Source organism: Caulobacter sp. GW821-FHT10F06, assembly GCF_058809215.1.
The window spans coordinates 613,348-638,023 of record NZ_JBXASK010000003.1; the positions used below are offsets into that span (position 1 = coordinate 613,348).

General features: G+C 68.3%; 22 protein-coding genes. 16 read left to right on the plus strand and 6 right to left on the minus strand.

Going from position 1 to position 24,676, the window contains the following annotated elements; all coding sequences use genetic code 11:
- Positions 1–13: 13 nt before the first annotated feature.
- The 4 genes from AC1RUS_RS09215 (at position 14) to AC1RUS_RS09230 (ending at position 4,031) form a co-directional block, all read left to right on the plus strand.
- Entirely contained in the window at positions 14–730 is a 717-nt protein-coding gene (locus tag AC1RUS_RS09215) for an MBL fold metallo-hydrolase (protein ID WP_492915212.1), read from the plus strand.
- A gap of 160 nt (positions 731–890) precedes the next feature.
- A complete protein-coding gene (locus AC1RUS_RS09220; protein ID WP_492915214.1) occupies positions 891–1,658 on the plus strand; it encodes a response regulator in 768 nt (255 codons plus the stop codon).
- Positions 1,655–3,136: an ATP-binding protein gene (locus AC1RUS_RS09225; protein WP_492915216.1), complete on the plus strand. Its 1,482-nt coding sequence runs from the start codon at positions 1,655–1,657 to the stop codon at positions 3,134–3,136. Before AC1RUS_RS09220 ends, AC1RUS_RS09225 begins: the two co-directional genes overlap by 4 nt.
- 109 nt (positions 3,137–3,245) lie before the next feature.
- The gene (locus tag AC1RUS_RS09230) at positions 3,246–4,031 is read left to right on the plus strand and encodes a hypothetical protein (RefSeq protein WP_492915218.1); all 786 of its coding nucleotides are present in this window, start codon (positions 3,246–3,248) and stop codon (positions 4,029–4,031) included.
- Here AC1RUS_RS09230 and AC1RUS_RS09235 read toward each other — a convergent pair.
- Positions 4,028–4,702, minus strand: coding sequence for a DUF1345 domain-containing protein (locus tag AC1RUS_RS09235; protein WP_492915220.1), 675 nt, complete (start codon positions 4,700–4,702; stop codon positions 4,028–4,030). The two genes, AC1RUS_RS09230 and AC1RUS_RS09235, sit on opposite strands and share 4 nt — an antisense overlap.
- A gap of 117 nt (positions 4,703–4,819) precedes the next feature.
- Here AC1RUS_RS09235 and AC1RUS_RS09240 point away from each other — a divergent pair, with 117 nt between their 5' ends.
- Positions 4,820–4,957 (plus strand): hypothetical protein, encoded by a 138-nt coding sequence (locus AC1RUS_RS09240; RefSeq protein WP_492915222.1) that lies wholly within the window; start codon positions 4,820–4,822, stop codon positions 4,955–4,957.
- A gap of 39 nt (positions 4,958–4,996) precedes the next feature.
- Positions 4,997–5,206 (plus strand): con-10 family general stress protein, encoded by a 210-nt coding sequence (locus tag AC1RUS_RS09245; protein ID WP_035043956.1) that lies wholly within the window; start codon positions 4,997–4,999, stop codon positions 5,204–5,206.
- A gap of 79 nt (positions 5,207–5,285) precedes the next feature.
- Here the strand turns inward: AC1RUS_RS09245 and egtB are convergent, their stop codons facing one another.
- The 5 genes from egtB to AC1RUS_RS09270 form a co-directional block, all read right to left on the minus strand.
- Positions 5,286–7,454 (minus strand): ergothioneine biosynthesis protein EgtB, encoded by a 2,169-nt coding sequence (egtB, locus tag AC1RUS_RS09250; RefSeq protein WP_492915224.1) that lies wholly within the window; start codon positions 7,452–7,454, stop codon positions 5,286–5,288.
- A gap of 234 nt (positions 7,455–7,688) precedes the next feature.
- Positions 7,689–9,383, minus strand: coding sequence for a response regulator (locus AC1RUS_RS09255; protein WP_492915226.1), 1,695 nt, complete (start codon positions 9,381–9,383; stop codon positions 7,689–7,691).
- 286 nt (positions 9,384–9,669) lie between these two features.
- On the minus strand, positions 9,670–11,202 hold the full coding sequence (locus AC1RUS_RS09260) for an adenylate/guanylate cyclase domain-containing protein (RefSeq protein ID WP_492915228.1): 1,533 nt from the start codon (positions 11,200–11,202) through the stop codon (positions 9,670–9,672).
- Between the two features lie 229 nt (positions 11,203–11,431).
- A complete protein-coding gene (locus AC1RUS_RS09265) occupies positions 11,432–11,845 on the minus strand; it encodes a hypothetical protein (protein ID WP_492915230.1) in 414 nt (137 codons plus the stop codon).
- Positions 11,846–13,891 (minus strand): TIR domain-containing protein, encoded by a 2,046-nt coding sequence (locus AC1RUS_RS09270; protein ID WP_492915232.1) that lies wholly within the window; start codon positions 13,889–13,891, stop codon positions 11,846–11,848.
- A 36-nt stretch (positions 13,892–13,927) separates the two neighbouring features.
- On the opposite strand from AC1RUS_RS09270, the gene AC1RUS_RS09275 reads away from it, so the two are divergent.
- From AC1RUS_RS09275 to AC1RUS_RS09320, 10 genes are all read left to right on the plus strand, one after another.
- On the plus strand, positions 13,928–14,689 hold the full coding sequence (locus AC1RUS_RS09275; RefSeq protein ID WP_492915234.1) for a Crp/Fnr family transcriptional regulator: 762 nt from the start codon (positions 13,928–13,930) through the stop codon (positions 14,687–14,689).
- Positions 14,690–15,234: 545 nt separating this feature from the next.
- Entirely contained in the window at positions 15,235–15,855 is a 621-nt protein-coding gene (locus AC1RUS_RS09280; RefSeq protein WP_492915236.1) for a lytic transglycosylase domain-containing protein, read from the plus strand.
- A complete protein-coding gene (locus AC1RUS_RS09285; protein WP_492915238.1) occupies positions 15,855–16,178 on the plus strand; it encodes a TrbC/VirB2 family type IV secretion system protein in 324 nt (107 codons plus the stop codon). The genes AC1RUS_RS09280 and AC1RUS_RS09285 overlap by 1 nt, the downstream gene beginning before the upstream one ends.
- 2 nt (positions 16,179–16,180) lie before the next feature.
- Positions 16,181–16,468, plus strand: coding sequence for a VirB3 family type IV secretion system protein (locus tag AC1RUS_RS09290; protein ID WP_492915240.1), 288 nt, complete (start codon positions 16,181–16,183; stop codon positions 16,466–16,468).
- Positions 16,447–18,822: a VirB4 family type IV secretion/conjugal transfer ATPase gene (locus tag AC1RUS_RS09295; protein WP_492915242.1), complete on the plus strand. Its 2,376-nt coding sequence runs from the start codon at positions 16,447–16,449 to the stop codon at positions 18,820–18,822. Before AC1RUS_RS09290 ends, AC1RUS_RS09295 begins: the two co-directional genes overlap by 22 nt.
- A complete protein-coding gene (locus AC1RUS_RS09300; RefSeq protein WP_492915244.1) occupies positions 18,819–20,003 on the plus strand; it encodes a TrbL/VirB6 family protein in 1,185 nt (394 codons plus the stop codon). The genes AC1RUS_RS09295 and AC1RUS_RS09300 overlap by 4 nt, the downstream gene beginning before the upstream one ends.
- Positions 20,000–20,755: a TrbG/VirB9 family P-type conjugative transfer protein gene (locus tag AC1RUS_RS09305; RefSeq protein WP_492915246.1), complete on the plus strand. Its 756-nt coding sequence runs from the start codon at positions 20,000–20,002 to the stop codon at positions 20,753–20,755. Before AC1RUS_RS09300 ends, AC1RUS_RS09305 begins: the two co-directional genes overlap by 4 nt.
- Positions 20,752–21,906 (plus strand): TrbI/VirB10 family protein, encoded by a 1,155-nt coding sequence (locus AC1RUS_RS09310; RefSeq protein WP_492915248.1) that lies wholly within the window; start codon positions 20,752–20,754, stop codon positions 21,904–21,906. The genes AC1RUS_RS09305 and AC1RUS_RS09310 overlap by 4 nt, the downstream gene beginning before the upstream one ends.
- Positions 21,903–22,883: a P-type DNA transfer ATPase VirB11 gene (gene virB11 / locus AC1RUS_RS09315; protein ID WP_492915250.1), complete on the plus strand. Its 981-nt coding sequence runs from the start codon at positions 21,903–21,905 to the stop codon at positions 22,881–22,883. Before AC1RUS_RS09310 ends, virB11 begins: the two co-directional genes overlap by 4 nt.
- Positions 22,884–22,953: 70 nt before the next feature.
- Positions 22,954–24,675, plus strand: coding sequence for a DUF1800 domain-containing protein (locus AC1RUS_RS09320; protein ID WP_492915252.1), 1,722 nt, complete (start codon positions 22,954–22,956; stop codon positions 24,673–24,675).
- Position 24,676: the final 1 nt, after the last annotated feature.

The following is a 24,676-nucleotide window of genomic DNA, read 5'->3' on the forward strand; positions in this document are numbered from 1 at the left end:
TTGGAGCCTGACGATGAGCACCGAGCCGCCGATCCGCGCCGTGATCGCCCCGGTCACCCCGCTGCAGCAGAACTGCACGATCGTCTGGTGCGCCAAGACCAAGAAGGCCGCCGTCATCGATCCGGGCGGCGAGGTGCCGCGCCTGATGAAGGCCCTGGCCGATCAGGGTCTGACCCTGGAGAAGATCTGGATCACCCACGGCCACATGGACCACGCCGGCGGCGCGGCCGAGCTCAAGCGCCTGACCGGCGTTCCGATCGAGGGGCCGCACAAGGACGACCAGTTCTGGATCGACCAGATCCAGATGACCGGCGAGCGCTATGGCATTCCGGAGGCCCGCATCTTCGAGCCGGACCGCTGGCTGGACGACGGCGACGTGGTCACCCTGGGCGAGACCCAGTTCGAGGTCTTCCACTGCCCCGGACACACGCCCGGCCACGTGGTGTTCTTCCACCGCGAGGCGCGCTTCGCCCAGGTCGGCGACGTTCTGTTCCAGGGGTCGATCGGCCGCACCGACTTCCCGCGCGGCAATCACCAGGACCTGCTCGACTCGATCACCCAGAAGCTGTGGCCCCTGGGCGGCGACGTCCGTTTCGTGCCCGGCCACGGACCGATGTCGAGCTTCGCCGCCGAGCGGCGCAGCAACCCCTATGTCAGCGATCTCGCCATCGAAGCCCAGAACATCAAGGGCGCCGATTTCGTCATCCCAAAGAACACTTCACCGGGATGATCAGACGGGCGCCGCAAAATGTCGCGGCAACGCTGAGAAACGAAGAATACCGCCCAGCCAGGGCCTTGGGCGCTGATTGAGGCTCAAATCGAGCCCTTGGGTTGCGCCACGGTTTCAAGCGTGAAATCTGAAGGGCACGGGAACATGACAGGAGCGTCTCATGGAGACCATCCCACATCCCGGCCCTACGGCCGCTGATCCGGAAGCCCCGCGCGGCGCGGCGTCCCGCATCCTCATCGTCGACGACGATCCCGGCATTCGCGATGTCGTGTCCGACTTCCTCGGACGGCATGGCTACACGGTCGAGACCGCCTCGGACGCGCGCACCATGGAACAGGTCCTCGCCAGAGGCCCCGTCGACCTGGTGGTGCTCGACATCATGCTGCCGGGCGAAGACGGCCTGGCCATCTGTCGACGGCTGTCGGCCCAGGACGGTCCGGCGATCATCATGCTGTCGGCGATGGGCGAGGAGACCGACCGGATCGTCGGTCTCGAACTCGGCGCCGACGACTACCTGCCCAAGCCGTGCAACCCGCGCGAGCTGCTGGCCCGCATTCGCGCCGTGCTGCGCCGCCGGCAAGAGCCGCGCGGCGGCGACGACGCCATGGGCGCGGCCTGCGAGTTCGCCGGCTGGCGCCTGGACCTGGTCCGCCGCGAACTGCGCTCGCCGCAGTCGGTGGTGGTCAACCTGTCCAGCGGCGAGTTCTCGCTGCTGCGCGCCTTCGTCGAGCGGCCGCAACGGGTGCTGACCCGCGACCAGCTGCTGGATCTGGCCCGCGGCCGTGACAGCGACGCCTATGACCGCGCCATCGACGTCCAGATCAGCCGCCTGCGGCGAAAGCTGGACGACGGCGGCGGCAGCGAGCTGATCCGCACCATTCGCAGCGAGGGCTACATGTTCACGGCCAAGGTCGTGCGCACGCCATGACGCGCGGCCAGCGCGGCGCGCCGCTTTTCGTCCAGGCTCTGGGTCTGGTGATCCTGACCCTGGTGGCGGCGCAGCTGATCGCCATCGCGGTTATCTTCACCCTCCCGCCCCCGCCGCCGGAATTCTACCGGCTGTCGGAGATCACCCGCGCCCTGAAGACAGGGCAGACGGTGGAGTCGCGCGACGGCCGCCCGCTGGTCATCAAGCACAAGGCCAAGATGCGCTCGGGCGGGGTGGACTCCCCGCGTCGTCTGGACTTCAAGGCCGGCATCGGCCGCGCCATCGACGTCGCGCCCGACCGCATCGAGATCATTACCGACAACGGTCCGCGCTTCTTCGTGCGCCGGCTCAGCAAGGCCGACGCCAAGCGCCAGATCGACGCCCAGAAGCTGGACGGACGCGGCCCGGACGGTCCGGGACGCCCTGGCGGTCCTGGTGGCCCTGGCGGCGGTCCGGGAGGTCCCGGCGGCCCGCGCGACCAGTTCCTCACGCGCGATCTGCCGCCTCCGGGCGAGCGCCTGCGCGCCCAGCGCGACGAACCGCTGATCTTCGGCGACTTCGAACTGGGCGTTCGCCAGTCCGACGGCCGCTGGGTGGTGGTCGAGCCCAAGCCCACCTTCCGCCTCGACAGCTGGCAGCAGCGCATCCTGCTGATCCTGGGCCTGTCGATCCTGGCCGTCTCGCCGCTGGCCTGGCTGTTCGCCCGTCGCCTGGCGGGTCCGATCACCGCTTTCGCCCAAGCCGCCGAACGCCTGGGCCGCGATCCCCGCGCCACGCCGCTGGAACTGACGGGCTCGACCGAGGTCGTCGCCGCCGCCAGCGCCTTCAACATGATGCAGGAGCGCCTGCGCCGCTACGTCGAGGACCGCACGGCGATGATCGGGGCGATCGCCCACGACCTGCGCACCCCCCTGACCCGCCTGCGTTTCCGCATCGAGGCCACGCCGGACGACGTCCGGGTCAAGCTCTCCAGCGACATCGACCAGATGGAGGCGATGATCTCCGCCGCCCTGGCCTTCGTGCGCGACACCACCCGGCCGGCCGAGCGCACCAAGCTGGAGCTGGCCTCCCTGCTTGAAAGCGTCATCGACGAAGCCGCCGAAACGGGCGGCGCGGCCACGGTCGAACGGGCCGAGAAGGTCGTCATCGAGGGCGATCCCGTCGCGCTCAAGCGCCTGGTCGCCAATCTGGTCGAGAACGCTCTGAAGTACGGCCATGTCGCGCGCGGCAGCGTGTTCGCGGACGGCGACATGGCGATGATCGAGATCGACGACGACGGCCCCGGCGTGCCGCTGGCCGAGCTGGAGCGGGTGTTCGAGCCCTTCTTCCGGGGCGAGCCGTCACGCAACCGCGAGACGGGCGGCATCGGCCTGGGCCTGGCCGTCGTGCGCTCCCTGGCGCGCGCCCATGGCGGCGACGTCGTCTTAATCAATCGTCCCGAAGGCGGCCTGCGGGCCTGCGTCAGGCTGCCGATCTAGGGTCGCGCATCCTCAGGCGCCGGTTTGTTGCAGGCGCGCAAGACATCGCTCTTGCGCAGACATCCGCGCGCAATCGGGCCGCGCTTGATGCGAGGGGAAGGAGTTCCTCATGACATCACGCGCTCTGGCCGTCCTGACCTTGGCCGCCCTGTCCCTCGCCGCCTGCGGCCACGCGCCGCCCGATGGCCCCGGCGGCCCCGGCGGTCCCGGCGGCGGTCCGGGCGGACGCGGCTTTGGCCGGCCTCCCGGCGAGGAGGGCGAGCGCGGCCCGCAGCGGCCTCGGATGCAGTTGTTCATCAGCCCGGCAGGCGAGCCATTCCGCGCGCCGGCCGACGCGCCCTACCCCGTCGCGACCTGGTTCGCCGGCGCGGACGCCAATCACGACGGCGCGCTGTCGCGCGATGAGTTCGTCAACGACGCCGCGCGGTTCTTCGCGGTGCTGGACGTCGATCATGACGGCGTCATCGACGGGTTCGAGGTCTCGACCTACGAGAAGAAGATCGCGCCCGAAATCCTGCTGGGCGGCGGTTTCGATGGCGGCGGCATGGGTGGCGGCCGCGGCGGGCCTCCCGAGGGCGGACCGGGCGGACCGGGCGGCGGTCGCGGCAAGGGCGGCGGCGGTCGTGGCGGCATGGGCGGCGTCGCACTGCAGGGCGCGGCTCCCTACTCCCTGCTGGCCGAACCCCAGCCGGTGATGGGCGCGGACGCCGACTTCAATCGCCGCATCTCCAAGGAGGAGGCGCTGAAAGCGGCCAAGGCCCGCTTCGCCCTGCTCGACACCGACAAGGACGGCGCGCTGCGCCTGGAAGACCTGCCGCGCACGCCCAGCCAGGGCCGCGAGCGCCCGGAAGGCGGACCCGGCGGCGGCCGCAAGCCCCCGCCCGGCCGTCCCTAGCCGCCCACGACGCTGGCGATGATGTTGATCCCCAGCGCCAGGATCGCCGTGTTGTAGAAGTAGGCGGTCGCCGCGTGGGCGGTGACCAGCCTGCGCAGCTTCGAGGTCAGCACCGAATTGTCCGACACCTGGAACGTCGCCCCGATGCTGAAGGCCAGGTAGACGAAGTCCATGTAGGTGCTGGCCGGCTCGCCCGGAAACCCGATGCCGTCCTTGCCCTCGCCCTCGCCGAAATGGCGATGAGCGTAGTGCAGCACGAACACCGATTGCAGCACCAGCCAAGATAGGACCAAGGTCGCGCCCGCGCAGCTGGCGATGAAGGTCTTCACCGCGCTCCCTGAGGTCCGCGCCGCGATCATGGCGTCGACCACCGCCCACAGGCTGGCGACGATGGCCGCGAGGACGATGATCAGCAGAACCGATCGCCCCTCGTCCTCCCGCGCCGCCATCGACCGCACCTTCTTCTCGTCCGCCCGCAGGAACAGCGTCCAGGTCAGGCCGAGATAGGCGATCGCGCCCACATCCCAGCCGATCAGCAGGTGCGAAGCCTTCGGCGCGTCCAGAAAGCGCGCGACAGCCCATGTCGTCACTCCGACTAAACAGGCCGCGAAAAGCCGCCAATGCGACGCGGTGATCTTGCGGACGACTGGGGTCTTCTCGGCTTTGCTCAAGGCTCTGATCCTCTTTGAGAAGCGATATCCGTGTGGACGAACGCTTTTCTTGCTGTTGGGCGGTGAACCGAACGCGACTTCGCCGGTTACCTACACCAACGCGCAGGAAACGACGCCATGACCGATCCCGAGGCCCCTCCGCCGACCGAGCCCCAGCCCCCCGAATACGATCCCGGGGCGACGCCGGTGGAAGAGCCAGCCAATCCCCCACCGATCGATCCTGGGGACGACCGTCCCTATGACGCCAACGCCTAGCTCGTCTCGACCGTGATAAGTTTCGATTAGGAGCACCATATGGACCTCGACAGCGAACGGCCCCGTGGCCGCCGCGGCTTCGCCGCCATGGACCCCGAACGTCGCCGCGAGATCGCGCGGAAGGGCGGGGCCAGCGTTCCTAGCGAGAAGCGAAGCTTCGCCAAGGATCGCGATCTCGCCGCAAACGCCGGACGCAAGGGCGGCTCCTCGTCACGCGTGATCCGACCCGGCGGAGACGGCGGCCTCTAAGCCTCTCCACACAATTTCGCGCCGCGCGCTGGATTCCCCCGTCCAGCGCGCGTTCGCGTGTCCGTCATCCAGCTTGTCGCTAGCGCGTGAGGACGTAGATCCCGAAGGCCGGCGTGGCGCTCTCCCACCGCCGCGACACCGTCCACCCAGCGCGCTGGGCGATCGCCTCGAAAGCCTCCGACCGGTACTTGTAGGAATTCTCGGTGTGGATCGTCTCACCGGCCGCGAAGTCGAAACCGCGCCCGCCGATGGTCACCGTCTGGGCCTGATCGCTGACCAGATGCATTTCGATCCGGCTCTCGCGATCATTCCACACCGCGCGATGGCTGAAGGCCTTCAGGTCGAAGTCCGCGCCGAGCTCACGGTTGATCCGCGCCAGGACGTTGAGATTGAAGGCCGCCGTCACGCCTTGCGCGTCGTCATAAGCCGGGATGAGGATGTCGGCTCCCTTGGCCACGTCCGCGCCCACCACCATCGTCGCGCCGTCGCCCAGCAGTTCTCCCGCGCGACGCAGGAAGTCCTCAGCCTCGGCCGGCGGGAAATTGCCGATGGTCGAGCCCGGGAAGAAGCCTACGGCCTTTACGCCGGCTATGGCCTGCGGCAGCCGCAGCGCCTTGGTGAAGTCATCCACCAGCGGCGCGACCTTCAGACCCGGATAGTCGGCCTCGATCGCGGCGGTCGCTTCGTCCAGCGCGCTCTTGCTGATGTCGATGGGCGCATAGGCGGAAAGTTGCGGCGCGGCGTCCAGGAGGATCCGCGTCTTGGTGCTGGCCCCGCTGCCGAACTCGACCAGCGCCGCGCCGTCCGGAATGCGCGCGGCGATCTCCGGCGCGATCGCGCGCAGCAAGGCGGTCTCGGTGCGGGTCAGATAGTATTCCGGCAGGTCGCAGATCGCCTCGAACAGGCGCGAGCCTTCGGCGTCGTAGAAATACTTGCTGGGCAAGGTCTTGGGCTTGGCCGAAAGGCCGGCCACGACGTCGGCCAGGAACGAACTGTCCGCCGCGAGCGCCGCCTCGCCCGACGGCGCGCCGTCGTCGGCCAGACGCAGGCCCGAGAAGGCCCAGCGCTTGGAAGGCTGGAAGAAGTTGCGATAGGTCGAGCGCGCATGGCCCGGAGGCGTGGCCGAACAGCCGCCGCGCAGGACCATTTGGTTGACCATGAACTTGCCGTTGTACTCGCCCAGGGCCCCTGCTCCGGGCTTGAACCCCGGATAGGCCGAATAGGCGCTGGTGGTCCATTGCCAGACATGGCCCTGCAGCTGGCGCAGGCCGCCAGCGCCCGGCGCGCGGGCGGCGGCTTCCCATTCGGCTTCGGACGGCAGGCGCTTGCCCGCCCAGGCCGCATAGGCGGCGGCCTCGTAATAGCTGACATGGACGACGGGATCGGCGGGATCCACCGGGCGACGACCATTCAGGGTCATCACCGACCAGCCGTCCTCCTCGCGTCGCCAATAGAGCGGAGCCTCCCAGCCTTCCTCGACGACCGTTGCCCAGCCGTCCGAGAGCCAGAATTCCGGGCGCGCATAGCCGCCCGCCTCGATGAAGGCGAGCCAGTCGCCGTTCGTCACCAGCCGGTCGCTGAGACGATAGGGCTCCAGGTGGACCTTGTGGCGCGGGCGTTCGTTGTCGAACGCGAAGCCGCCCTGCCCGGCCCCGATCTCGACCAGACCGCCCTCGAACGTCACGAAGCGCTCCGGATCCGCTGGATCTCGGCGCTCCGAAACCGGCGGCCGATAGGCTGGGTCCAGGGGCGACTGGGCGAAGAGATGCAGGATGTCCATCAGGATCAGCTCCTGATGCTGCTCCTCGTGCGCCAGACCCAACTCCAGGCGCTCGCGCACAATGGCCGATGGCGATCCGGTCAGGAGACGCTTCATCGCCGCGTCGACATGGTGGCGATAGGCGGCGACGTCCGCACAGGAGGGACGCGTCAACAAACCCCGGGCGGGCCGCGGCTGCCGGGGGCCTAGCGCCTCGTAGTAGGAATTGAACAGGTAGCCGAAGCGGGTGTCGAACAGCTTGTAGCCGGCGAGATAGGGGACCAGCAGGAAGGTCTCGAAGAACCAGGTGGTGTGGGCGCGATGCCATTTGGTCGGGCTGGCGTCAGCCATGGACTGCGCCGACTGGTCCTCGTCGGACAGCGGCGAGGCCAGGGTCTCGGTGCGGCTCCGCACCATGCGGTAGCGCTCCAGCTCGGGGCAGGACACCGCGCCGGCGGTCTCGGGAACGTGAAGGTCGTCCGGGCTCATGGGCTCTCCTGGCGGCCAAGACCTGGGGTCGCGAAACCCGGCCGAGCACAACGTTCAGAAAGCTTGGGTGTTCCGGTCCGAGCTTTCAATAGCGCCGTTCAATGGCGGGTTCGCGAAGACCGCCCGGCCCCGGCACGGTCACACGGCGCGGTCCCTATCGTGTCAGCAGAACGCGGTTCGGCGCGACCTTGCTCCGAACTTTCCACTGCACGATCGCGATGAGGACCGTTGCGGCTAGCTGGCCAGGGCGCGGCCCACGGCTTCGCCGAGTTGATCGATGTCGAACGGCTTGCGGATCACGGACGCGGAACGTCCCGCAGCCTCGCGCAGCGCGGGGGTGTCCGCGTAACCGCTGGCGAACAGCACCGACAGGTCGGGGCGTTGTTGCAGCGCCTGTCGGGCGACCTGGGCGCCGTTCATGCCCGGCATGGCGAAGTCGATCAGCATCAGGTCGACCGGGCCGCTGGCCAGGGCTTCCAGTCCGAGCACGCCGTCCGAGGCTTCGCGGACCACGTAGCCCATGGCTTCGAGCGCCTCGCGCATGAACGACCGCACGCCGCGATCGTCATCGACCACGAGAATGGTCTCGGCCCGACGCGCGCGTCGCCCTCGGGCGTTGATGGCGGGCTCGACGACGATGAGAGGCTCGTGGCTTCTGGGCAGGAGCAAGGTGACGGTCGTGCCGCCCCCCAACGTGCTGTCGATCCGCGCCACGCCGCCGGATTGCTTGGCGATGGCGCAGACCTGAGCAAGGCCCAGACCGGAGCCCATGCCCACGCCCTTGGTGGTGAAGAACGGATCGAACGCGCGCGCCTTGACGTCGTCGGCCATGCCGGCGCCGTTGTCGGAAACCGACAGGGCGATATAGGCCCCGGGCTTCAGTTCCGGATCGCCGGTCACCATCGTGAGCGCGGTGGAGATCGTCAGCACGCCGCCGTCCGGCATGGCGTCCCGGCCATTGATCGCCAGGTTCAGCATGGCCAATTCAAGCTGCAGCAGGTCGCCGTTCACCCGCATCTCGCCGTCGGCCAGATCGAAGACCAGCGCGATCGAGGGTCCCAGCGTCGGCGTCAGCAACTCCGTCAAACGCGGCGTGATGTCGGCGACGCGCAGCGGACCCAGCTGCAGTTTCTGATCGCGCGAAAAGGCCAGCATTTGGGCCGTCAGCCGCGCGCCCCGCGCCGCCGCCTCATAGCCGCTTTCGGCCCAGCGACGGACGCGGTCCGGATCGTCGGGCTTGCGGCGGATCATCTCCAGATTGCCGTGCACCGCCTGCAGCAGGTTGTTGAAGTCGTGCGCGATCCCGCCCGTCAGCCGGCCGATGGCCTCCATCTTCTGGCTCTGATGCAGGGCGTCCTCGACCGCCTTGCGGCGCAGGATCTGCTCGTCGAGCCTCAGGCCGACATCGGTCAAGGCCGCATCGCGCACCGCGACCTCGAGATGAGCCCGGGACAGAGCCCATCGAAAGCCGCCAAGGCCCGCCAGGGCGAGCAGGGTCACCAAAGCCGTTCCGACCTGTCGCCCGATCACGCCGGACAAAGGCTCGCTCACGGCCTCGACCCGCACGACGCCGACACCGCGCCCCTGGCTGACGACCGAGGTCGTGGCGACCGCGCCGCTGTCCGACGCCGTCGGGCTGCGGACATAGCGCGCGATCGGCCGGCCGAAGGCGTCGGAAACGACGGCCAGTTCAATCCGGGGATCAGCCGCCAGGGTCTGGAGTTGCTTGTGGAGCGTCGGTCGATCATCCGCCGACACGGCTGGCGAGACCGTCCTGGCCAGCACTTCCGCGCTGGCGCGCAGCCCTTCGACCTGACGCAGCCGGTGATCACTCTCACTGAAGAGCGCGACGACCAGGCCCGAAACGACCAGGATCATCGCCGCCAGCAACGTCGCTTGTGTGGCGCGTCGCGCGTTCAGCCAGGTCATTTGAACCTCGCCGTCAGACGCGCGATCAGGCTGGGGCGCTTCGGGCGCGCGGCGCGCGCCGGCGGGAATGCGACGGACGTCACCGTCAGGGGCACAGGTGCGGTGGGCGCCTGAACGTCCTTTGCGTCGATGAAGTCCGTCACACCCTCCCCCCCCTGCCTGCATTGATCCTCGCCGGCCCCGACTGGGGATCGGGATCGACGAGAACAGAGGGCAACTTGACCGTTGTTCGGTCAGTGGGATGTGCCGATTTACACAGGCGAGGAAATTGCGGTCTCGGCTGGGGCTATGACCGGCGGGAAAGGTGGAAGATTGGCGTGGGCGGAAAGTCCCGACGCGGCGCGGTCCGCCCCACATAGCCGCAGCCGAACCGATCGCCGTGGAAGGTGGCCAGCACGCCCGCCAGGGCTTCGCTGACCAGGGCGGATCCCGGCGCGGCGTTGGGCTCGATGCGCGCCGCGATCACCACGTGCGCGCCCACCACGGCCTGTGCGCCCGAGATCGGATTTTCCCGCAAGTGCACCGGCCCGTAGTGGCCGCCGATGCGCAGGCCGAGCCCCCGCGGCAGGCCGAAGGACGGAAGGTTCAACCGCCGATGGCCTTCGAGCAGCGCCATGGCGGCCTCGGCGGCGGCGGCGGGTTCGGCGAACACCAGAAACACCCCGTCGCCCCAGGTTTCGACGTGCTCGGGCGGCGTCGCGAGGCCGGCCAGCACGCCGGCGATCCGGCTCATGATGGCGTCGAAGAACGCCGGCACCTGGTCGTCGCGCAGAGCGCCGAAGCCCCGGACGTCGAGAAACAGCATCGCCTTCATGGCCCGCCGCCCCGGGGCCGTGACGAACGTCGGACGCGGTCCACGCGGGACATCGAAGGGCGTCACCGACTGACGACGCGCACCGCCGGCCCAGTAGGCGATGTCCGCGCCGACGCCGACCTCGGCTTCCGCGCCCTTTCCGTCCCATAGCGCCAGCTGCACCGCCTCGGTCGCCAGGCCCTGCGCTCTCAGCACCGCGCAGCCGATGGCGTAGCGGCTGGAATAGGCGAACACCTGGTCGTCGCCGGCAAAGGGGTCGCGGCCAGCCAACCGGACGGATCGGGCGCGGCTCAGGCAGGCGTCGAACCGCCCCACCCAGTCTTCCCCGAACGGTCGAACGGAGGTCTCGACGAACGAGTCCGCTGGCGTGGGCAGCACGACGTGAAGCTCGGCTCCAGCATCCAGCAACGCCTCGGCCCAGAGAATGTCGCCGCCGGCCGCCAGGGCGCCATAGCCGAACCCGACACGCTCCTGGGCGATGGCGCGACGCATGCCTTGCCGCATGGTCTCCACCGCATCCGATCCGACCGCGTCGAGGGCGAACATATGGCCCGTGAAGTGGGCGCTGACCGGAGGCCTAAGCGGGTCGAGCCACGCCGTGGGCGCGCCGGTTTCCCGCAGGATGGTCTCCAGCTGACGCAGCGTGGAGGCCTGGGCGACGAAACTGAGCGGCGCCTTGCCGATCGCCTCGCGCAGGCGTTCGCCGGCGGCCTCGACGCGGTCGAGAAGCACCAGGGCCTCCGCCCGGCTCGCCCCGTCGTAATAGGCAAGCTCGCCGGTCTCGGCCTGTATCGGCAGATCCAGCGCGAGGCTGGCGAAGGCGCGCGCCGCTTCGCCTTCCCCCGCCAGCAACCGCATCGTGGCGACATTGACGGCGCTGTAGAGATCGCCGTGACGCGACCAGGCCGCCTGGTAGCGTTCGGCGGAGGCGCGCGCGAAAGCCCGGCGGCGAAGGCCGGCGGCGGAGAGCGCGACGTCTTTCAGAAGTCGGGCGCCCAGCGTCATGGCGCCATGGTCGTCGAGGGCGTCAGCGAGGCCGAGCCTGACATATTCACGGCGGGCGTGATCGGTGGCGCCGGCGCGCGCCAGGGACAGAACGGCGGCGTGGGCGACGGCCAGCGAGCCGTCGCCGTCTTCGATCAGCCGCGCGGCCGCATCATAGGCTTGGAGGTGCTCGCCGCGCTGGATCAGCGCGGCGAGATCGTCTTCGGCTCTCGGCTGAGCGCCGATGGGCTCAGACCTTGCCGGGGGGCAGGCCCGTGCCGTTCTTGATCTTCGGATCGAGGGTGATCTTCTGCTTGTGACGGTCCAGCATCAGCAGGCTGTACTCGTACTCGCCGAAGCGGGCGCATTCGAAGATCACCCGGAAGCTCGTATACGGAACGATCTCGCCCTCGAACTCGTGATGAGCCCACATGTAGCTGGAGAAGTTCACGCCGTAGTCGTTGCGGATGATGATCGGCTCGTCCTGGAACCGCCAGCCGGCGCCCAGCAGGCTGTTGTCCAGCGTGAAGGTCAGCAGGGTGCGTACATTGACATCGAGCTGCAGGCGGACCGGATTGTTCGGGTCTGCGAAGTTCAGGAAATTGAACGAGTCGTCCAAGCCGATGACGACATCGACTTCGTTGAGCGGCAAAGGTTCGGCCATCTAAATTCCCCCCTGAGGTGAAATTGTACCTAGGCGAGAACGCGTCCAAAATGCAAGGAAGCTTGAGCGTGCATAACCCTCTTCCCGCAACCGGGCCACAATTCGCTGGGCGCGCACCGTTTCGCCAGTCCCGGCCAGGGCCCGCGCCAGATAGTCCAGCCCCAACGGCGTAAGGGTTGATTCGCGTTCGGCGAGAATCTTCGCCGCCTGCTTGGGCTCACCCGCCGCGAGATAGGCGAAGCCCAGAAGGAAGGCCCGCTCGTCCTCGTCGAACTGCAAATCCGGGGCCCCGCTGATCGCGACCAGCTGCCGAGCCTGGCGTCGGCCACCGGCGATGTCGCCGGACCGCAAGGCCAGCGTAATGGACTGGCGCCGCAGTTGGCCCTCCAGATCTGATCGCCAGCGATAGACCGACGGGTTGAGCGCCGTCAGCTGACGGATGCGCACGCTGGCGTCGGCCAGTGACCGCTTGGCCAGCGGCAGATCGCCCGTGTCGAGCGCGATATCCGCCACGCTAAGATCGGTAACGGCGACATACTCCACCCAGGTGGCGTTGGCCGGATCGCGCTGGCTGAGGGCGAAAAGCTCGGCGCGGGCCGGGATGATCAGCGACATTGCCTCGTCCTGATGGCCGATATCCGCGGCGCGCCGCGCCAAGGCGACGTCAGCGGCGAAGGCCTGCGCGACGAGCGGCATGTTGTTGGGGTCGCGCCGACGATGCTCGTGCAGCAGCGTGGACGACACCCGACGCTCTTCGTAGCTCTGCTTCAGGCGGCCCAGCTTGACCAGGACGTCCGCGATCCAGTTCTGGCAGTCGAGCAGGTCGCCCAGCCGTTCGGCGCTCTGGGGATTTCGCTCGCTGGCGACCTTGAACCCCGCTCGCGCGCTCTCGAAAGCCTTCAAGGACTCGTTCAAGCGCCCCTGCTCGAGCAGAAGCGTGCCGAGGTTGCTGCGCGCATAGGCCCCCTCCAGACGCCAGTCCGGGTTGTCGGGCTCTAGCCGCTGCATCAACTCGGCCAGGCGATAGTACTCCTTGAAGCCCGCCTCGGCGGACTTGCCGTGGCCCAGCCGCCAATCGACATAGGCCAGCCAATAGACGTTCTGCGCCTCGTCGAAGAGCCGCGCCGTGTCGTTCGGCTTGCGCGCCGTGAGCGCCTTGGAGGTCGTGGCGGCCCGCGAGAAGGCCTCCTGCGCGCCCTTCAGGTCGCCGCGCTCGTTGCGGATCGAGCCGATCAGGGTCAGCGCCTTGGCCTGCTTGGCGAGCGCCGCGTCGTCCAGACGCCGTCCGCCGCCCTTGGCGTAGTGCTCCAGGACCTTGCGACCGACGCCGTCCAGCACGTCCAGCCGGCCGACCGGCTCCAACTTGTCGTGCAGGTCGCCCAGCATATAGGCGACCAGATCCTCGGCTTCGGCGTTGCGGGCCTGGGCCAGCTGGCGCGCGTCGATCGCGACCCAGGCCAGACCCGCCATGCACAGGCTGATGACGGCCGCCGTGGCCGTCACGGCGGTCATCCAGCGCATCCGCCGGCGCGCCTCGCGCTGGACGAGTCGATCCAGACCCACGCCCAGCAGGCCGGCGGCGATCTTCAGTCGCGCCATGCGGCGGCCGTCGCCGCCGGGCCGCAGGTCCGCCGCCAGCGGCTCGCCAACGTCGCCATACGCTTCGGCCAGGGCCTTCGGCAGACAGGCCAGGATGCTGGTCTCGCCCGCCGGCGCGTCGACGATGACGCACAGGACGTGGCGCAAATCGCGCTTTTCGAGGAAATAGCGCACCTCGGCCTCGACCCAGCGAGAGGCGCGGGACGCGGTGGAGCACAGGACGATCAGATATTCGGAGTGGTCGAGCGCGTCGCGAATGGAGCGCGTCAGGTCCGAGCCGGCCGAAAGCTCGGTCCGGTCACGGAAGATCGCGCCGAGCGCGCGACCGCGCCTGTCCGGCCCGGCGAGCTCCGCCGGGAGGCGATAGGTCTCCAAGGCCCTGTGCAGCCAGCTCGACAGCGCGCTGTCGCCATGACTGTAGCTGATAAAGGCCTTATAGGTTTCCATTCACCTCCCCCGTTCGCGACTCATGGAGCGGCGAGTATGGACATTCTCGATGTCGCCGAAAGCGTCGCGCCGCCCTCAGCGCCCTCGTCCATGGATCTGCGCCGCAAAACCCTGAAGGCCTGCCGCCTCTTCCGCTATATGGGCGAGGCCGAACAGCAAAGCCTGATCAGCCGGATCGAGTGGTTCAACGTCTCGCGCGGCGAGCTCGTGGTTCAGCGTCACGACACCGGCGGCGCGATGTACATCGTCGTCGAGGGCTCTCTGCTGGTGAACCAGTACGCCCGTTCGGGTCGCGAAGTCGGCTATCGCCGCCTGGGCCCGGGCAGCTATTTCGGTGAGATCGCCGCGATCGACAAGCTGCCACGATCGGCCAACATCATGGCCATGACCAATGGCCAGATGGGACGCCTGCCCGACCGGCTGGTGAACGAGCTGATGGGCGGCTCGCTGGGCTTCGGCCGCGCCCTGATGGAGGACATGGCGGCGATCGTGCGCTCGCTCAGCGCGCGGGTCTTCGAACTGAACGCGGTTTCGGCCGCCTGCCGCACCCAGATGGAAATCCTGCGGATGGCCGTGGCCGCCGGCGTGGTCGACAACCGCGCGACGCTCTCGCCTGTGCCGACCCATGCCGAAATCGCGGCCTTGGTCGGCGCCCAGCGCGAAGCGGTGACCCGGGAATGCAAGCGGCTTGAGGCGCGAGGTCTGGTCGCCCGCAACGGCCGCACGCTGGTAGTGCTCGATGTCGACGCTCTGGCCGAGGAAGTCGAACGCCTGGGCGGTGATCAGCCCGAACTGTAAAGTCCGCTTCGAGTATTGCTGACTATACTCGCAAGAGGACTAGCCGGCTGAAATCCTGGACGCTTGCGGCGCCGTTTGAACAACGGGCTGAGCCATCAGCGCGGCGCTGGATTTGGCCCAGGTCTCGATCCAGATTTCCGGCCAACGGTCCGAGAGGCCAAGGCCAGCCATGAAGGCGGCGATCGCTAAGGTCGCTTTCATAGGGTTTCCTTTTTGCGAAGCCGATTAACCCCTGGCTCGCGGGTTGCGTTCCCGGAAGCTTCGGTTGGTCTCTCCCATCGCAGCAAGGCCCTCGCGCCTCTGACGGTCAAAAATTATCCAATCTGCTCAACGTTTAATCACGCATTTACTTGTTGTTAACAATATAATTAAGTCTACTTTCCGACGCTTCGGAAGCGTCACCGCAAATTCCTCAATGTTTTCTGCAAAGGACTCAATATCCATTGAGCTTAGTTGCGATGTCCTGCCGCATTACGGGCGCGCCCTAGGGGCTATACACATCAGTTAACCATACTGATTTGAACCCAAGACCCAAGGGGGCGTCCTTGACGTTCACAACTGCCCGCCAGGCGCTGCTGGCGGCGATCGCTGCCTGCTGCCTGTTCGGCGGGCCGGTCGCCGCCCAGGTGCTCGAGATCGGTGACGAAGGCCAGGTGACCCGGTTCGAGGGCCCTGCCGTGTTCACCAACGACGGCGCCCGCACGCTGGAAGCGTCGGCGCCCGCCGCGGCGATCGTCGCCGCCGCGCCGCAGGACGTGCGCCTGGCCCTGACCTCGGCCGCCGCCGACTATGCCTTGGATCCGAAGCTGATCGAGGCCGTCGCCTGGCGCGAAAGCCGGTTCCACCACACCGCCCGCTCGTCGAAGGGCGCGGTCGGCGTGATGCAGCTGATGCCCTCCACGGCGCGCGATCTCGGCGTCGATCCCTCCGACATGGCCCAGAACGTCAAGGGCGGCGCGATGTACCTGCGCCAGATGCTCAACCGCTTCGGCGGCGACGTCCGCCTGGCCCTGGCCGCCTACAACGCCGGCCCCGGCGCCGTGCTCAAGCACGGCGGCGTGCCGCCCTACGCCGAAACCCAAGCCTACGTCTCTTCCATCCTCGGCCGCATGGCCGCCGGCGGCGCCTCGCTCGCCGCTCTTCCCGCCCTTGGAGCTTCCTACTGATGCGTAAGTTCATCGATCGCCGCCTGACCGCCCTCGCCTCCGTCCTGACGGTCGCCGCCAGCCAGGCTCACGCCCAGGCCGTACAGGCCGACCCGCAAGGCTCCGGCGCGCTGCTGGCCGGTGTGCAGTGGCTGCAAGGCACCCTGCTCGGCAACGTCGCCACCGTCGTGGCGGTGATGGCCGTGGCCGCCGTCGGCTTCATGATGCTGACCGGCCGCCTGAACTGGCGCTACGGGGCGACCGTCATCCTGGGCTGCTTCATCCTGTTCGGCGCCACCACCATCGTCAGCGGCATCCGCGCGGCGTCGGGCGGAGCGGTCTGATCATGGCCGCCCCGCTGGATCGCGACGTGGTGTTCAGCGCGCTGACGCGACCGCAGATGTTTGCGGGCGTCACCTACAGCTACTTCGTGCTGAACGGGGTGGTCACCGCCGAGCTCTTCCTGATCACCAAGTCGTTCTGGGCGATCGCCGCGGCGCTGGTGATCCACGTGATCGGCTACGCGGCCTGCCTGCGCGAGCCGCGCATCTTCGATCTCTGGCTGACGAAGGTCAGCCGCTGTCCCCGAGTTCCCAATTTCAGAGTGTGGCGATGCAACAGCTACCAGCCGTGACGGCGCGTAAGGAAGCTTCGGCGGGCAAGCGCCTGCCCTATGGCCGCCATCTGGACGAGCGCACGCTCGAAACCCGGGACGGCCTGCTGATCCAGGTCATCCACCTGGCCGGCCTCCCGTTCGAGACGGCCGACAGCGAAGAACTCAACTACCGCAAGGCCGTGCGCGACGTGATGCTGCGCGGCCTGTCGACCTCGCGGTTCGCCATCTACCACCACATCGTCCGCCGCCAGGTCGACGCCCAGACCCAGGGCGCATTCGGCGACGGTTTCAGCCAGGACCTCGACAACGCCTGGAGCGAGCGTCTCGCCGCGCGCAAGCTTTACGTCAACGACCTGTTCCTGACGATCGTGCGTCGTCCCCTGCAAGGTCATGGCGGCATCATCGACGGCTTCCTGCGCAGCCTGAAGGGCGCCGGCAAGGCCGAGGCCGCTGCGACCCTGGCCCAGGATCTGCGCGAACTCGACAACGCCCGCGACAGCCTGATCTCGGCTCTGGCTCCCTATGGCGCGCGCGTGCTCGGCCAATATGAGGGCGCGACGGGCCGCTGCTCCGAGCCTCTCGAATTCCTGTCCTGCCTCTATAATGGCGAGATGCGGCCGGTCCTGGCGCCGCAGGGCGACGCCGGCGAATACCTGCCCTATCGCCGCGTCAGCTTCGGCCTGGAGACGCTGGAACAGTCGCGCGCCGGCGCCCTGGCGCGCGGTTTCGGGGCCATGGTCTCGATCAAGGATTATCCGGCCCAGACCAATGCCGGCATCCTCGACGACCTGCTGCGCCTGCCCTGCGAGATGGTCGTCACCCAGAGCTTCGGCTTCATCGACCGCCAGCCGACCCTGGAGCGGATGAACCTGGCCCTGCGCCGCATGAAGGCGGCCGACGACGACGGGATCAGCCTGCGCGCCGACCTGATGCGGGCCAAGGACGATGTGGTCTCGGGCCGCGCCGCCTTCGGCGAGCATCACCTGTCGGTGCTGGTGCGTGGCGAAAGCCTGGAAAACCTCGACCGCTCGACGGCCGAGGTGATGTCGGCCTTCACCGAAATGGGCGCCATCGCTGTGCGCGAGGACATCAACCTGGAACCGGCCTTCTGGGCGCAGTTCCCCGGCAACTTCAAGGACATCGCCCGCAAGTCTCTGATCTCGACCGCCAATTTCGCCGGCTTCGCCAGCGGTCACAACTTCCCGGTCGGCCAGGCGGAGGGCAACCACTGGGGTCCGGCGCTCACCCTGCTGGAAACGACCTCGGCCGGGCCGTACCACTTCAATTTCCACAAGGGCGACCTGGGCAACTTCACGATCATCGGCCCGTCCGGTTCGGGCAAGACGGTGGTGCTGAACTTCCTGCTGGCCCAGGCCCGCAAGTACAATCCGCGCATCGTCTTCTTCGACAAGGACCGGGGCGCGGAAATCTTCCTGCGCGCCATCGGCGGTCGCTACGAGACGCTGCGTCCCGGCCAGATGACCGGCTTCAATCCGCTGGCCCTGCCCGACAACGCCGCCAATCGGCGCTTCCTGACCGACTGGGCCGCCCGACTGGTCACCGTTCCGGGCGAGACCCTGAGCGCGGAAGACACCGCGCGGATCAAGGACGCCGTCGACGCCAACTTCGACCAGGCGCCGCGCCTTCGTCGCCTGCGGTTCTTCGCGGAACTGTTCAAGGGCGCGCGTCGCCCCGACGCCGCCGACATCGCCGCGCGCCTGGCCCCCTGGCATGGCGCCGGCGCACACGCCTGGCTGTTCGACAACGAAACCGACCGACTGGATCTCGACCAGGCCACGCTCGGCTTCGACATGACCCAACTGCTGGACGACCCGTCGCTGCGGACCCCGGCCATGATGTACCTGTTTCACCGCGTGGAGCAGCGCCTGGACGGCCATCCGACCCTGATCGTCATCGACGAGGGCTGGAAGGCGCTGGACGACGACGTCTTCGTGGCCCGGATCAAGGACTGGGAAAAGACCTTGCGCAAGCGCAACGGCGTGGTCGGCTTCGCCACCCAGAGCGCCCAAGACGCCCTCGAAAGCCGCATCGCCAGCGCGATCATCGAGCAGGCCGCGACGCAGATCTTCATGGCCAATCCCAAGGCCCAGGCCAAGGACTACTGCGACGGCTTCGGTCTGACGCAGCATGAGTTCGAACTGGTCAAGAGCCTGCCCGACACCGCGCGCTGCTTCCTGATCAAGCATGGGACAGACAGCGTCGTGGCCCGCCTCAACCTGGCCGGCGCGCCGGAACTGCTCACCGTGCTCTCGGGCCGCGAGAAGACCGTGCGCAAGCTGGACATCCTGCGCGAACAGCTTGGCGACAAGCCCGAGAACTGGATGACCAAGCTGCTGGAGCTGGCGGCATGACCACGCTCGCCTGCCCCGTCGCGGACAATGCCGCCATGGTCCAGGGCCTGCTCGGCGCCGTCGACTGCAAGGTCCATGGCCTGGCCGAGGTCGGCTACGCCAGCCTGGCCGCGCCCGGCTCGCCGGTCGGCGCCCTGCTGACCTCGTTGCTCACGCTGTACGTGGCCTTCATCGGCTATCGCCTGTTGCTGGGCCGCGCCGGCCTGAAAATCGGCGACGTGACGATTTCGGTGCTGAAGATCGGTCTGGTCGTGGCCCTGGCCACCAACTGGTCGCTGTTCCAGACCCTGGTCTACGACACCCTGTTCAAGGCTCCGGCCCAGATCGGCGGCCTGCTTCTGGGCCAACTTCAGGGCCAGGGCGCCAGCGATCCTTATGCCGGCCTGCAGAGCGCCTTCGACGAACTGCAGAAGTCGGCCGCCCAGTTCGCCAGCCGAGCGGGTTCTCGCGAGGCGACGCTGCAGGGCGGTCCGGGCTTCGCGGCCTTCGCGGTCAACGGCGGCGGCATGATCATGCTGTTATCCACCCTGGGCCTGGTCCTGGCCAGCAAGGTGGTCCTGGCGATCCTGCTGGCCATCGCGCCCGTGATCGCCGGCCTGCTGCTGTTCGAAGCCACCCGCGGCCTGGTCGAAGGCTGGCTGAAGGCGATGATCGCCCTGGCCCTGACGCCGATGGTCGCCACGCTGGCGCTGTCGCTGGAACTGGCCATTCTGGCCTCGCCGCTGAAGGCCCTGGCCGAGATGCGGACGCTCCAGCAGTTCGCCGAGTTCGACATCGGGCCGGCCATCGCCGTGCTGACCCTGACCTCTGTCTTCGGCATGGTCATGGTGCTGGCGACTATCGCCCTGGGCGTCATCGCCGCGGGCCTGCGGCTTCCGCGCGGCCTGGCCGGTTCGCCGCTACGCGACGTCGCCGCCACGCAGGACACCGCGCGCTACGTCTCGTCCGAGGTCGAGCCCCGCAGCCGCGCGGCCACGATCGCGGCCGCCGCCGTCGCCCTGGATCGCCGCGAGGCCTCCGCCCCCTCCAGCAACGGCCCCATCGGCCCTCGCCTGCTGACCGTTGTCTCGAACCGCGACGTCGGCGCGCCGTCGACGCTCGCCGCCGCCCCCCTTGGAACCAGCTATCGCCGCAACCCCGCGCCGCGCCGCACCGCGTCCGGCGCTCGGAGAGACCAGTGACCTTCCCCGCTTTTCGCCCCCAAGCCGCGCTTCTGGCGCTGGCGCTCGGCAGCGCCCTGGCCGTTCCGGCCCTGGCGTCCGAAGCCCCGCGCCCCGGGCTCGTGGACCCGCGCATCCGCACCATGGCCTATGACCCAGACCAGGTCGTGCGTCTGACCGGCTATTTCGGCATCCAGACGATGCTGGAATTCGCCGCCGACGAGCGGATCGAGAACGTCTCGATCGGCGACGCGCTGGGCTGGCAGGTAACGCCGAACAAGAAGGCCAACCTGCTGTTCCTCAAGCCGCTGGACCGCACGGCCGCCACCAACATGACCGTGGTCACCGACCGCCGCCGCTATGTCTTCGAACTGGTGGTCGCCCCGCCCAAGGCCTCGACCCGTGACCTGGCCTATGTGGTGCGCTTTCTGGTTCCACAGCCGGCTCCCGTCGCCGTGATCGCGCCGCCGCCGGCGCCCGCCGCGCCGGTCGCCCGCAACAGCGCCTACAGCGTGCAAGGTCCGGCGGCGATCCAGCCGACCCGGGTCTTCGACGACGGCGCCGCGACCTATTTCGCCTGGCCGCAACAGGCCGATCTGCCGGCCGTGTTCCTGGTCGGCGCCGACGGCGTCGAGGGCCTGGCCAACGCCGTGGTTCGCGACGGCTACCTCGTCGTCGACCAACTGGCTCCCCGCTTCGTCCTGCGCAGCGGCAAGGCCGCCGTCACCGTCGTCAACGGCGCCTTCAACGCCCGCTCGGAGAAGGTCGGATGAGCGCCCAGAACCAAGACCCCCGCCAGGACGCCCAGATCGTCGAGGATCTCGCGACCGCCGACGCCGTGGCCCGCCCCGTCGTCGCCCGCGCCAACGCCGGTGTTCCCACGGCGGTGATCGTCGCCGGCTTTGGCGTGATGGGCGTCGGCCTCTTCATGTGGATGTCGGCGAACCGCACGGCGGCTCACGCCGAGCCGCGCCCCGTCGCCCAGGCGGCGGTCGCGCGCATCGCGCCAGTCACCACCCAGCCCCTGCCCGCCAGCGGACCGCTCTATGCGGTGCCGGCGCCGCAGTTCACCGAGAACAACAGCCTGCCCGCCCCGCAGATGATCGGCGCGCCGACATCGACCTCGGCGCTGATGACGAGCGCGGCTTCGCCGGTCGACCTGTCACAACGTCGCCACGCCCCCAGCCTCGTCGTCGACTTCGGCGGCGCGGACCGCCCCGCGACGCTAGTCAGGACCAGCGCCGAGGGTGTCGCGCCAACGGCCATGGGCAAAGCAGCCGATCCCGGCTTGAGCGCCGACGAGCAGTTCGCCGATCGCATCGCGATGAGCGAAGCCGAGCCGGCCCGGGCCGTGGCCATGCGCAACCTGGACGCCATTGTGCCCCAGGGCGCGGTGATCCCGGCGGTCATGGAGACGGCGATCAATTCCGACCTGCCCGGCCTGGCCCGCGCCATGGTCACGCGCGACATCAAGAGCTTCGACGGCTCGACGGTGCTGATCCCGCGCGGCAGCCGGGTGATCGGCCAGTACAAGTCCGGCGTCGCCATGGGCGCGTCGCGGGTGTTTGTGATCTGGAGCCGGGTGATCCGTCCCGACGGCGTCTCGATCCAGATTGCGTCTCCCGCCGCCGACCCGCTGGGTCGGGGCGGCCTCGAGGGCAAGGTCGACCGTCATTTCTTCAGCCGCTTCGGCGGTTCGATCCTGATGTCGGTGCTCAATGCCGGCGTGGCGGCGGTCGGCAACACGCGCAGCACGTCACAGATCTATATCGGCTCGGCCGCCGAGGCCGCGAGCCTGGCGGGCGCGGTCGTCAAGACCGACCAAGGCGCGGCGCCGACCATCCAGACCACCCAGGGTGCGCCGGTGACGATCTTCGTGGCCCGCGATCTCGACTTCTCCAGCGTGCGGAACGGCAGGTCATGACCGCGCACGTTTCCCTGGGAGCCTATCTCGAGGCCTATCTGGCTCCGCTGGCCCCTTGGCTGGCCGAGCCGGCCGTCACGGACCTCTATGTCAACAAACCCGGCGAACTCTGGATCGAGCGTCTGGGCGGCGGGCTGGAAAGCATCGCCGTTCCCGCGCTGGACGAGACCAGCCTCTGGCGCCTAGCGCGCCAGATCGCCAGCCTTTCCCACCAGGGTGTGAGCCGCGAACATCCCCTGCTGTCGGCCGTCCTGCCCGACGGCGCCCGCGTGCAGATCGTCGCCCCGCCCGCCACGCGCGGCGACTTGGCCATGGCCATCCGCAAGCATGTGGTCTCCGACCTCAACCTGGCGGACTACGCCGCGGCCGGCGCCTTCGTCGGCGCGACCATAACGCGCGAGCGACCCGACGCGGCGCTTCGCGCCATGCTCGATCGCGGCGACATTCAGCAGTTCCTCTCCGCCGCGGTTCGCGCCGGCAAGAACATCGTCATCAGCGGCGGCACCTCGACCGGCAAGACCACGTTCCTGAATGCGCTTCTCAAGGAAGTTCCTCCGGATCAACGCCTTATCGTGATCGAGGACGCGCCGGAAATCCGCCTGTCGCACGCCAACGCCGTCGGCCTGGTCGCCGTTCGCGGCGAACAGGGCGAGGCGCGGGTGACCGCCGAAGACCTCCTCCAGGCCTCGCTGCGCCTGCGACCCGACCGGATCATCCTGGGCGAGTTGCGCGGCGCCGAGGCGTTCAGCTTCCTGCGGGCCGTTTCCAGCGGCCATCCCGGCTCGATGACGACCGTGCACGCCGACAATCCGGCGGGCGCGATCGATCAGCTGGCCCTGATGGCCCTGCAGGCCGGCGCCAATCTGCGACGTCAGGACGTGGTCGACCACGTGCGCGGCGTCCTCGACGTCTTCGTTCAACTTCACCGCCAGAACGGCGTTCGCTCCGTCCGGGAGATCGTCTTCATCGATCGCTAGCGACGGTTTCACCCTCCTTCATTCGAAACTTCAACGCGCCTCCCGCGGAGGCGTGATCGGGGAATTGTGTATGCGTATCAAGTATTTCGGGACAGCGGCGAGCCTTACCGCCGCGCTCTTCCTAGCGGCCTGCGGCGGTGGCGGCGGCAGCAGCGGCAGCGGCGACAAAAGTCCGGCCTCCATCAATGGCGGCGACACCACGACGGCGCCGACCCTGCCCCCGGCCGTGGCCAACATCACGCCGGCCGAAGCCTCGCGCCTGGCCAAGCAGGCCACCTTCGGCCCGACCCAGGCGCTGATCGATCACATCGTGGCGCTGAAGACACCGGCGGCGTGGATCGATGAGCAGTTCGCCACCAGCGGCAGCACCTATGCCGACCTGACCACCAGCCCGGTGATCACCACCTATTGCGACGGCAAGACCGGCACGGAACTCAGCACCTGCTGGGCCGTGAACTTCAGCGTCCAGCCGGTGTCGATGCGTTTCTACTCCAACGCGCTGCACAAGGACGACCAGTTGCGCCAACGCGTGGCCTTCGCCCTGTCGCAGATCGTCGTGGCCTCGGACATGGAGGTCCACTCGACCGCGGGGCTGGCGACGTTCAACCAGATCCTGCTCAGCAACGCCTTTGGCAACTATCGCGACATCCTGGCGGCCGTGTCGATGAACCCGTTCATGGGCGACTTCCTGGACATGGCCGACAGCGGCAAGACCGCACCCAACGAGAACTACGCTCGTGAGCTGATGCAGCTGTTCTCGGTCGGCACCGCGATGCTGAACGCCGACGGCACGCCCAAGCTGGGCTCCGACGGCGCGGCGATCGCCACCTACAGCAACACCGACGTCAAGGAAGTGGCTCGCGCCCTAACGGGCTGGACCTATGCCCGTCTCGATGGCGGCACGATCTCGGACTGGGCCAAGAAGGACTACACCAAGCCGATGATCCAGGTCAGCAACCGGTTCGACACCGGCAGCAAGACCTTCCTGGGCGTCACCGTGCCTGCCACGGCAACCCAGCAGCAGAATGTCGACGCCGTGGTCGACGCCGTCTTCAACCACCCCAACACCGGCCCGTTCATCTCCAAGCGCCTGATCCAGCAGCTGGTGATGGCCAACCCGTCCCCCGAATATGTCGGGCGTGTCTCGGCGGTGTTCGCCAACAACGGATCGGGCGTGCGCGGCGACCTCAAGGCCGTGGTGCGCGCGATCCTGACCGACAGCGAGGCTCGCGGTTCCGCCGCGACGCCGGGCAAGGTCAAGGAGCCGGTGCTGTTCCTGACCAGCATCGGCCGCGCCTTCGGCTTCAAGACCGACGGCTGGGCCTTCTACTATCGCGACGGCAACCTGGGCCAGAGCCCGTTCCGCGCGCCGTCGGTCTTCAACTTCTATCCCTACGACTTCCCACTGCCGCAGGGCAGCGGTCAGGTCAGCCCGGTCAGCAAGGTCATGACCACCGCGACGGTGATCAACCGTCACAACGTGGCCTATGACTGGACCCTTGGCAGCGATCCGATCCGCTACGACTTCAAGCCGCAGACAGCGATCCCCGGTGCGGTCGGCACCGAGCTCAACTGGTCGGCCTGGGAAGCCTTGGCCGCCGACGAGACCAAGCTGCTCGACAGCCTGAACCTCATCTTCCTCAACGGCACGATGACGTCCGCCCAACGCCAGGCGCTGTCCTCGGCCATGGCCGGCGTCAAGAACAGCGACCCGACCATCCAGACGCGCAAGCGCATCTGGACCGCGCTCTACATCGTGACCTCCTCCCCGCAATTCCAAGTCGACCGGTAAC

Coding starts and splice junctions, on each gene's coding strand:
- AC1RUS_RS09295 (WP_492915242.1), top strand. CDS start 16,447: ATGCAACAGCTACCAGCCGTGACGGCGCGTAAGGAAGCTTCGGCGGGC.
- AC1RUS_RS09290 (WP_492915240.1), top strand. CDS start 16,181: ATGGCCGCCCCGCTGGATCGCGACGTGGTGTTCAGCGCGCTGACGCGA.
- AC1RUS_RS09265 (WP_492915230.1), bottom strand. CDS start 11,845: ATGGCCGAACCTTTGCCGCTCAACGAAGTCGATGTCGTCATCGGCTTG.
- AC1RUS_RS09240 (WP_492915222.1), top strand. CDS start 4,820: ATGACCGATCCCGAGGCCCCTCCGCCGACCGAGCCCCAGCCCCCCGAA.
- AC1RUS_RS09270 (WP_492915232.1), bottom strand. CDS start 13,891: ATGGAAACCTATAAGGCCTTTATCAGCTACAGTCATGGCGACAGCGCG.
- virB11 (WP_492915250.1), top strand. CDS start 21,903: ATGACCGCGCACGTTTCCCTGGGAGCCTATCTCGAGGCCTATCTGGCT.
- AC1RUS_RS09260 (WP_492915228.1), bottom strand. CDS start 11,202: ATGACGCTGGGCGCCCGACTTCTGAAAGACGTCGCGCTCTCCGCCGCC.
- AC1RUS_RS09225 (WP_492915216.1), top strand. CDS start 1,655: ATGACGCGCGGCCAGCGCGGCGCGCCGCTTTTCGTCCAGGCTCTGGGT.
- AC1RUS_RS09255 (WP_492915226.1), bottom strand. CDS start 9,383: ATGACCTGGCTGAACGCGCGACGCGCCACACAAGCGACGTTGCTGGCG.
- AC1RUS_RS09245 (WP_035043956.1), top strand. CDS start 4,997: ATGGACCTCGACAGCGAACGGCCCCGTGGCCGCCGCGGCTTCGCCGCC.
- AC1RUS_RS09215 (WP_492915212.1), top strand. CDS start 14: ATGAGCACCGAGCCGCCGATCCGCGCCGTGATCGCCCCGGTCACCCCG.
- AC1RUS_RS09300 (WP_492915244.1), top strand. CDS start 18,819: ATGACCACGCTCGCCTGCCCCGTCGCGGACAATGCCGCCATGGTCCAG.
- AC1RUS_RS09285 (WP_492915238.1), top strand. CDS start 15,855: ATGCGTAAGTTCATCGATCGCCGCCTGACCGCCCTCGCCTCCGTCCTG.
- AC1RUS_RS09320 (WP_492915252.1), top strand. CDS start 22,954: ATGCGTATCAAGTATTTCGGGACAGCGGCGAGCCTTACCGCCGCGCTC.
- AC1RUS_RS09275 (WP_492915234.1), top strand. CDS start 13,928: ATGGACATTCTCGATGTCGCCGAAAGCGTCGCGCCGCCCTCAGCGCCC.
- egtB (WP_492915224.1), bottom strand. CDS start 7,454: ATGAGCCCGGACGACCTTCACGTTCCCGAGACCGCCGGCGCGGTGTCC.
- AC1RUS_RS09220 (WP_492915214.1), top strand. CDS start 891: ATGGAGACCATCCCACATCCCGGCCCTACGGCCGCTGATCCGGAAGCC.
- AC1RUS_RS09230 (WP_492915218.1), top strand. CDS start 3,246: ATGACATCACGCGCTCTGGCCGTCCTGACCTTGGCCGCCCTGTCCCTC.
- AC1RUS_RS09310 (WP_492915248.1), top strand. CDS start 20,752: ATGAGCGCCCAGAACCAAGACCCCCGCCAGGACGCCCAGATCGTCGAG.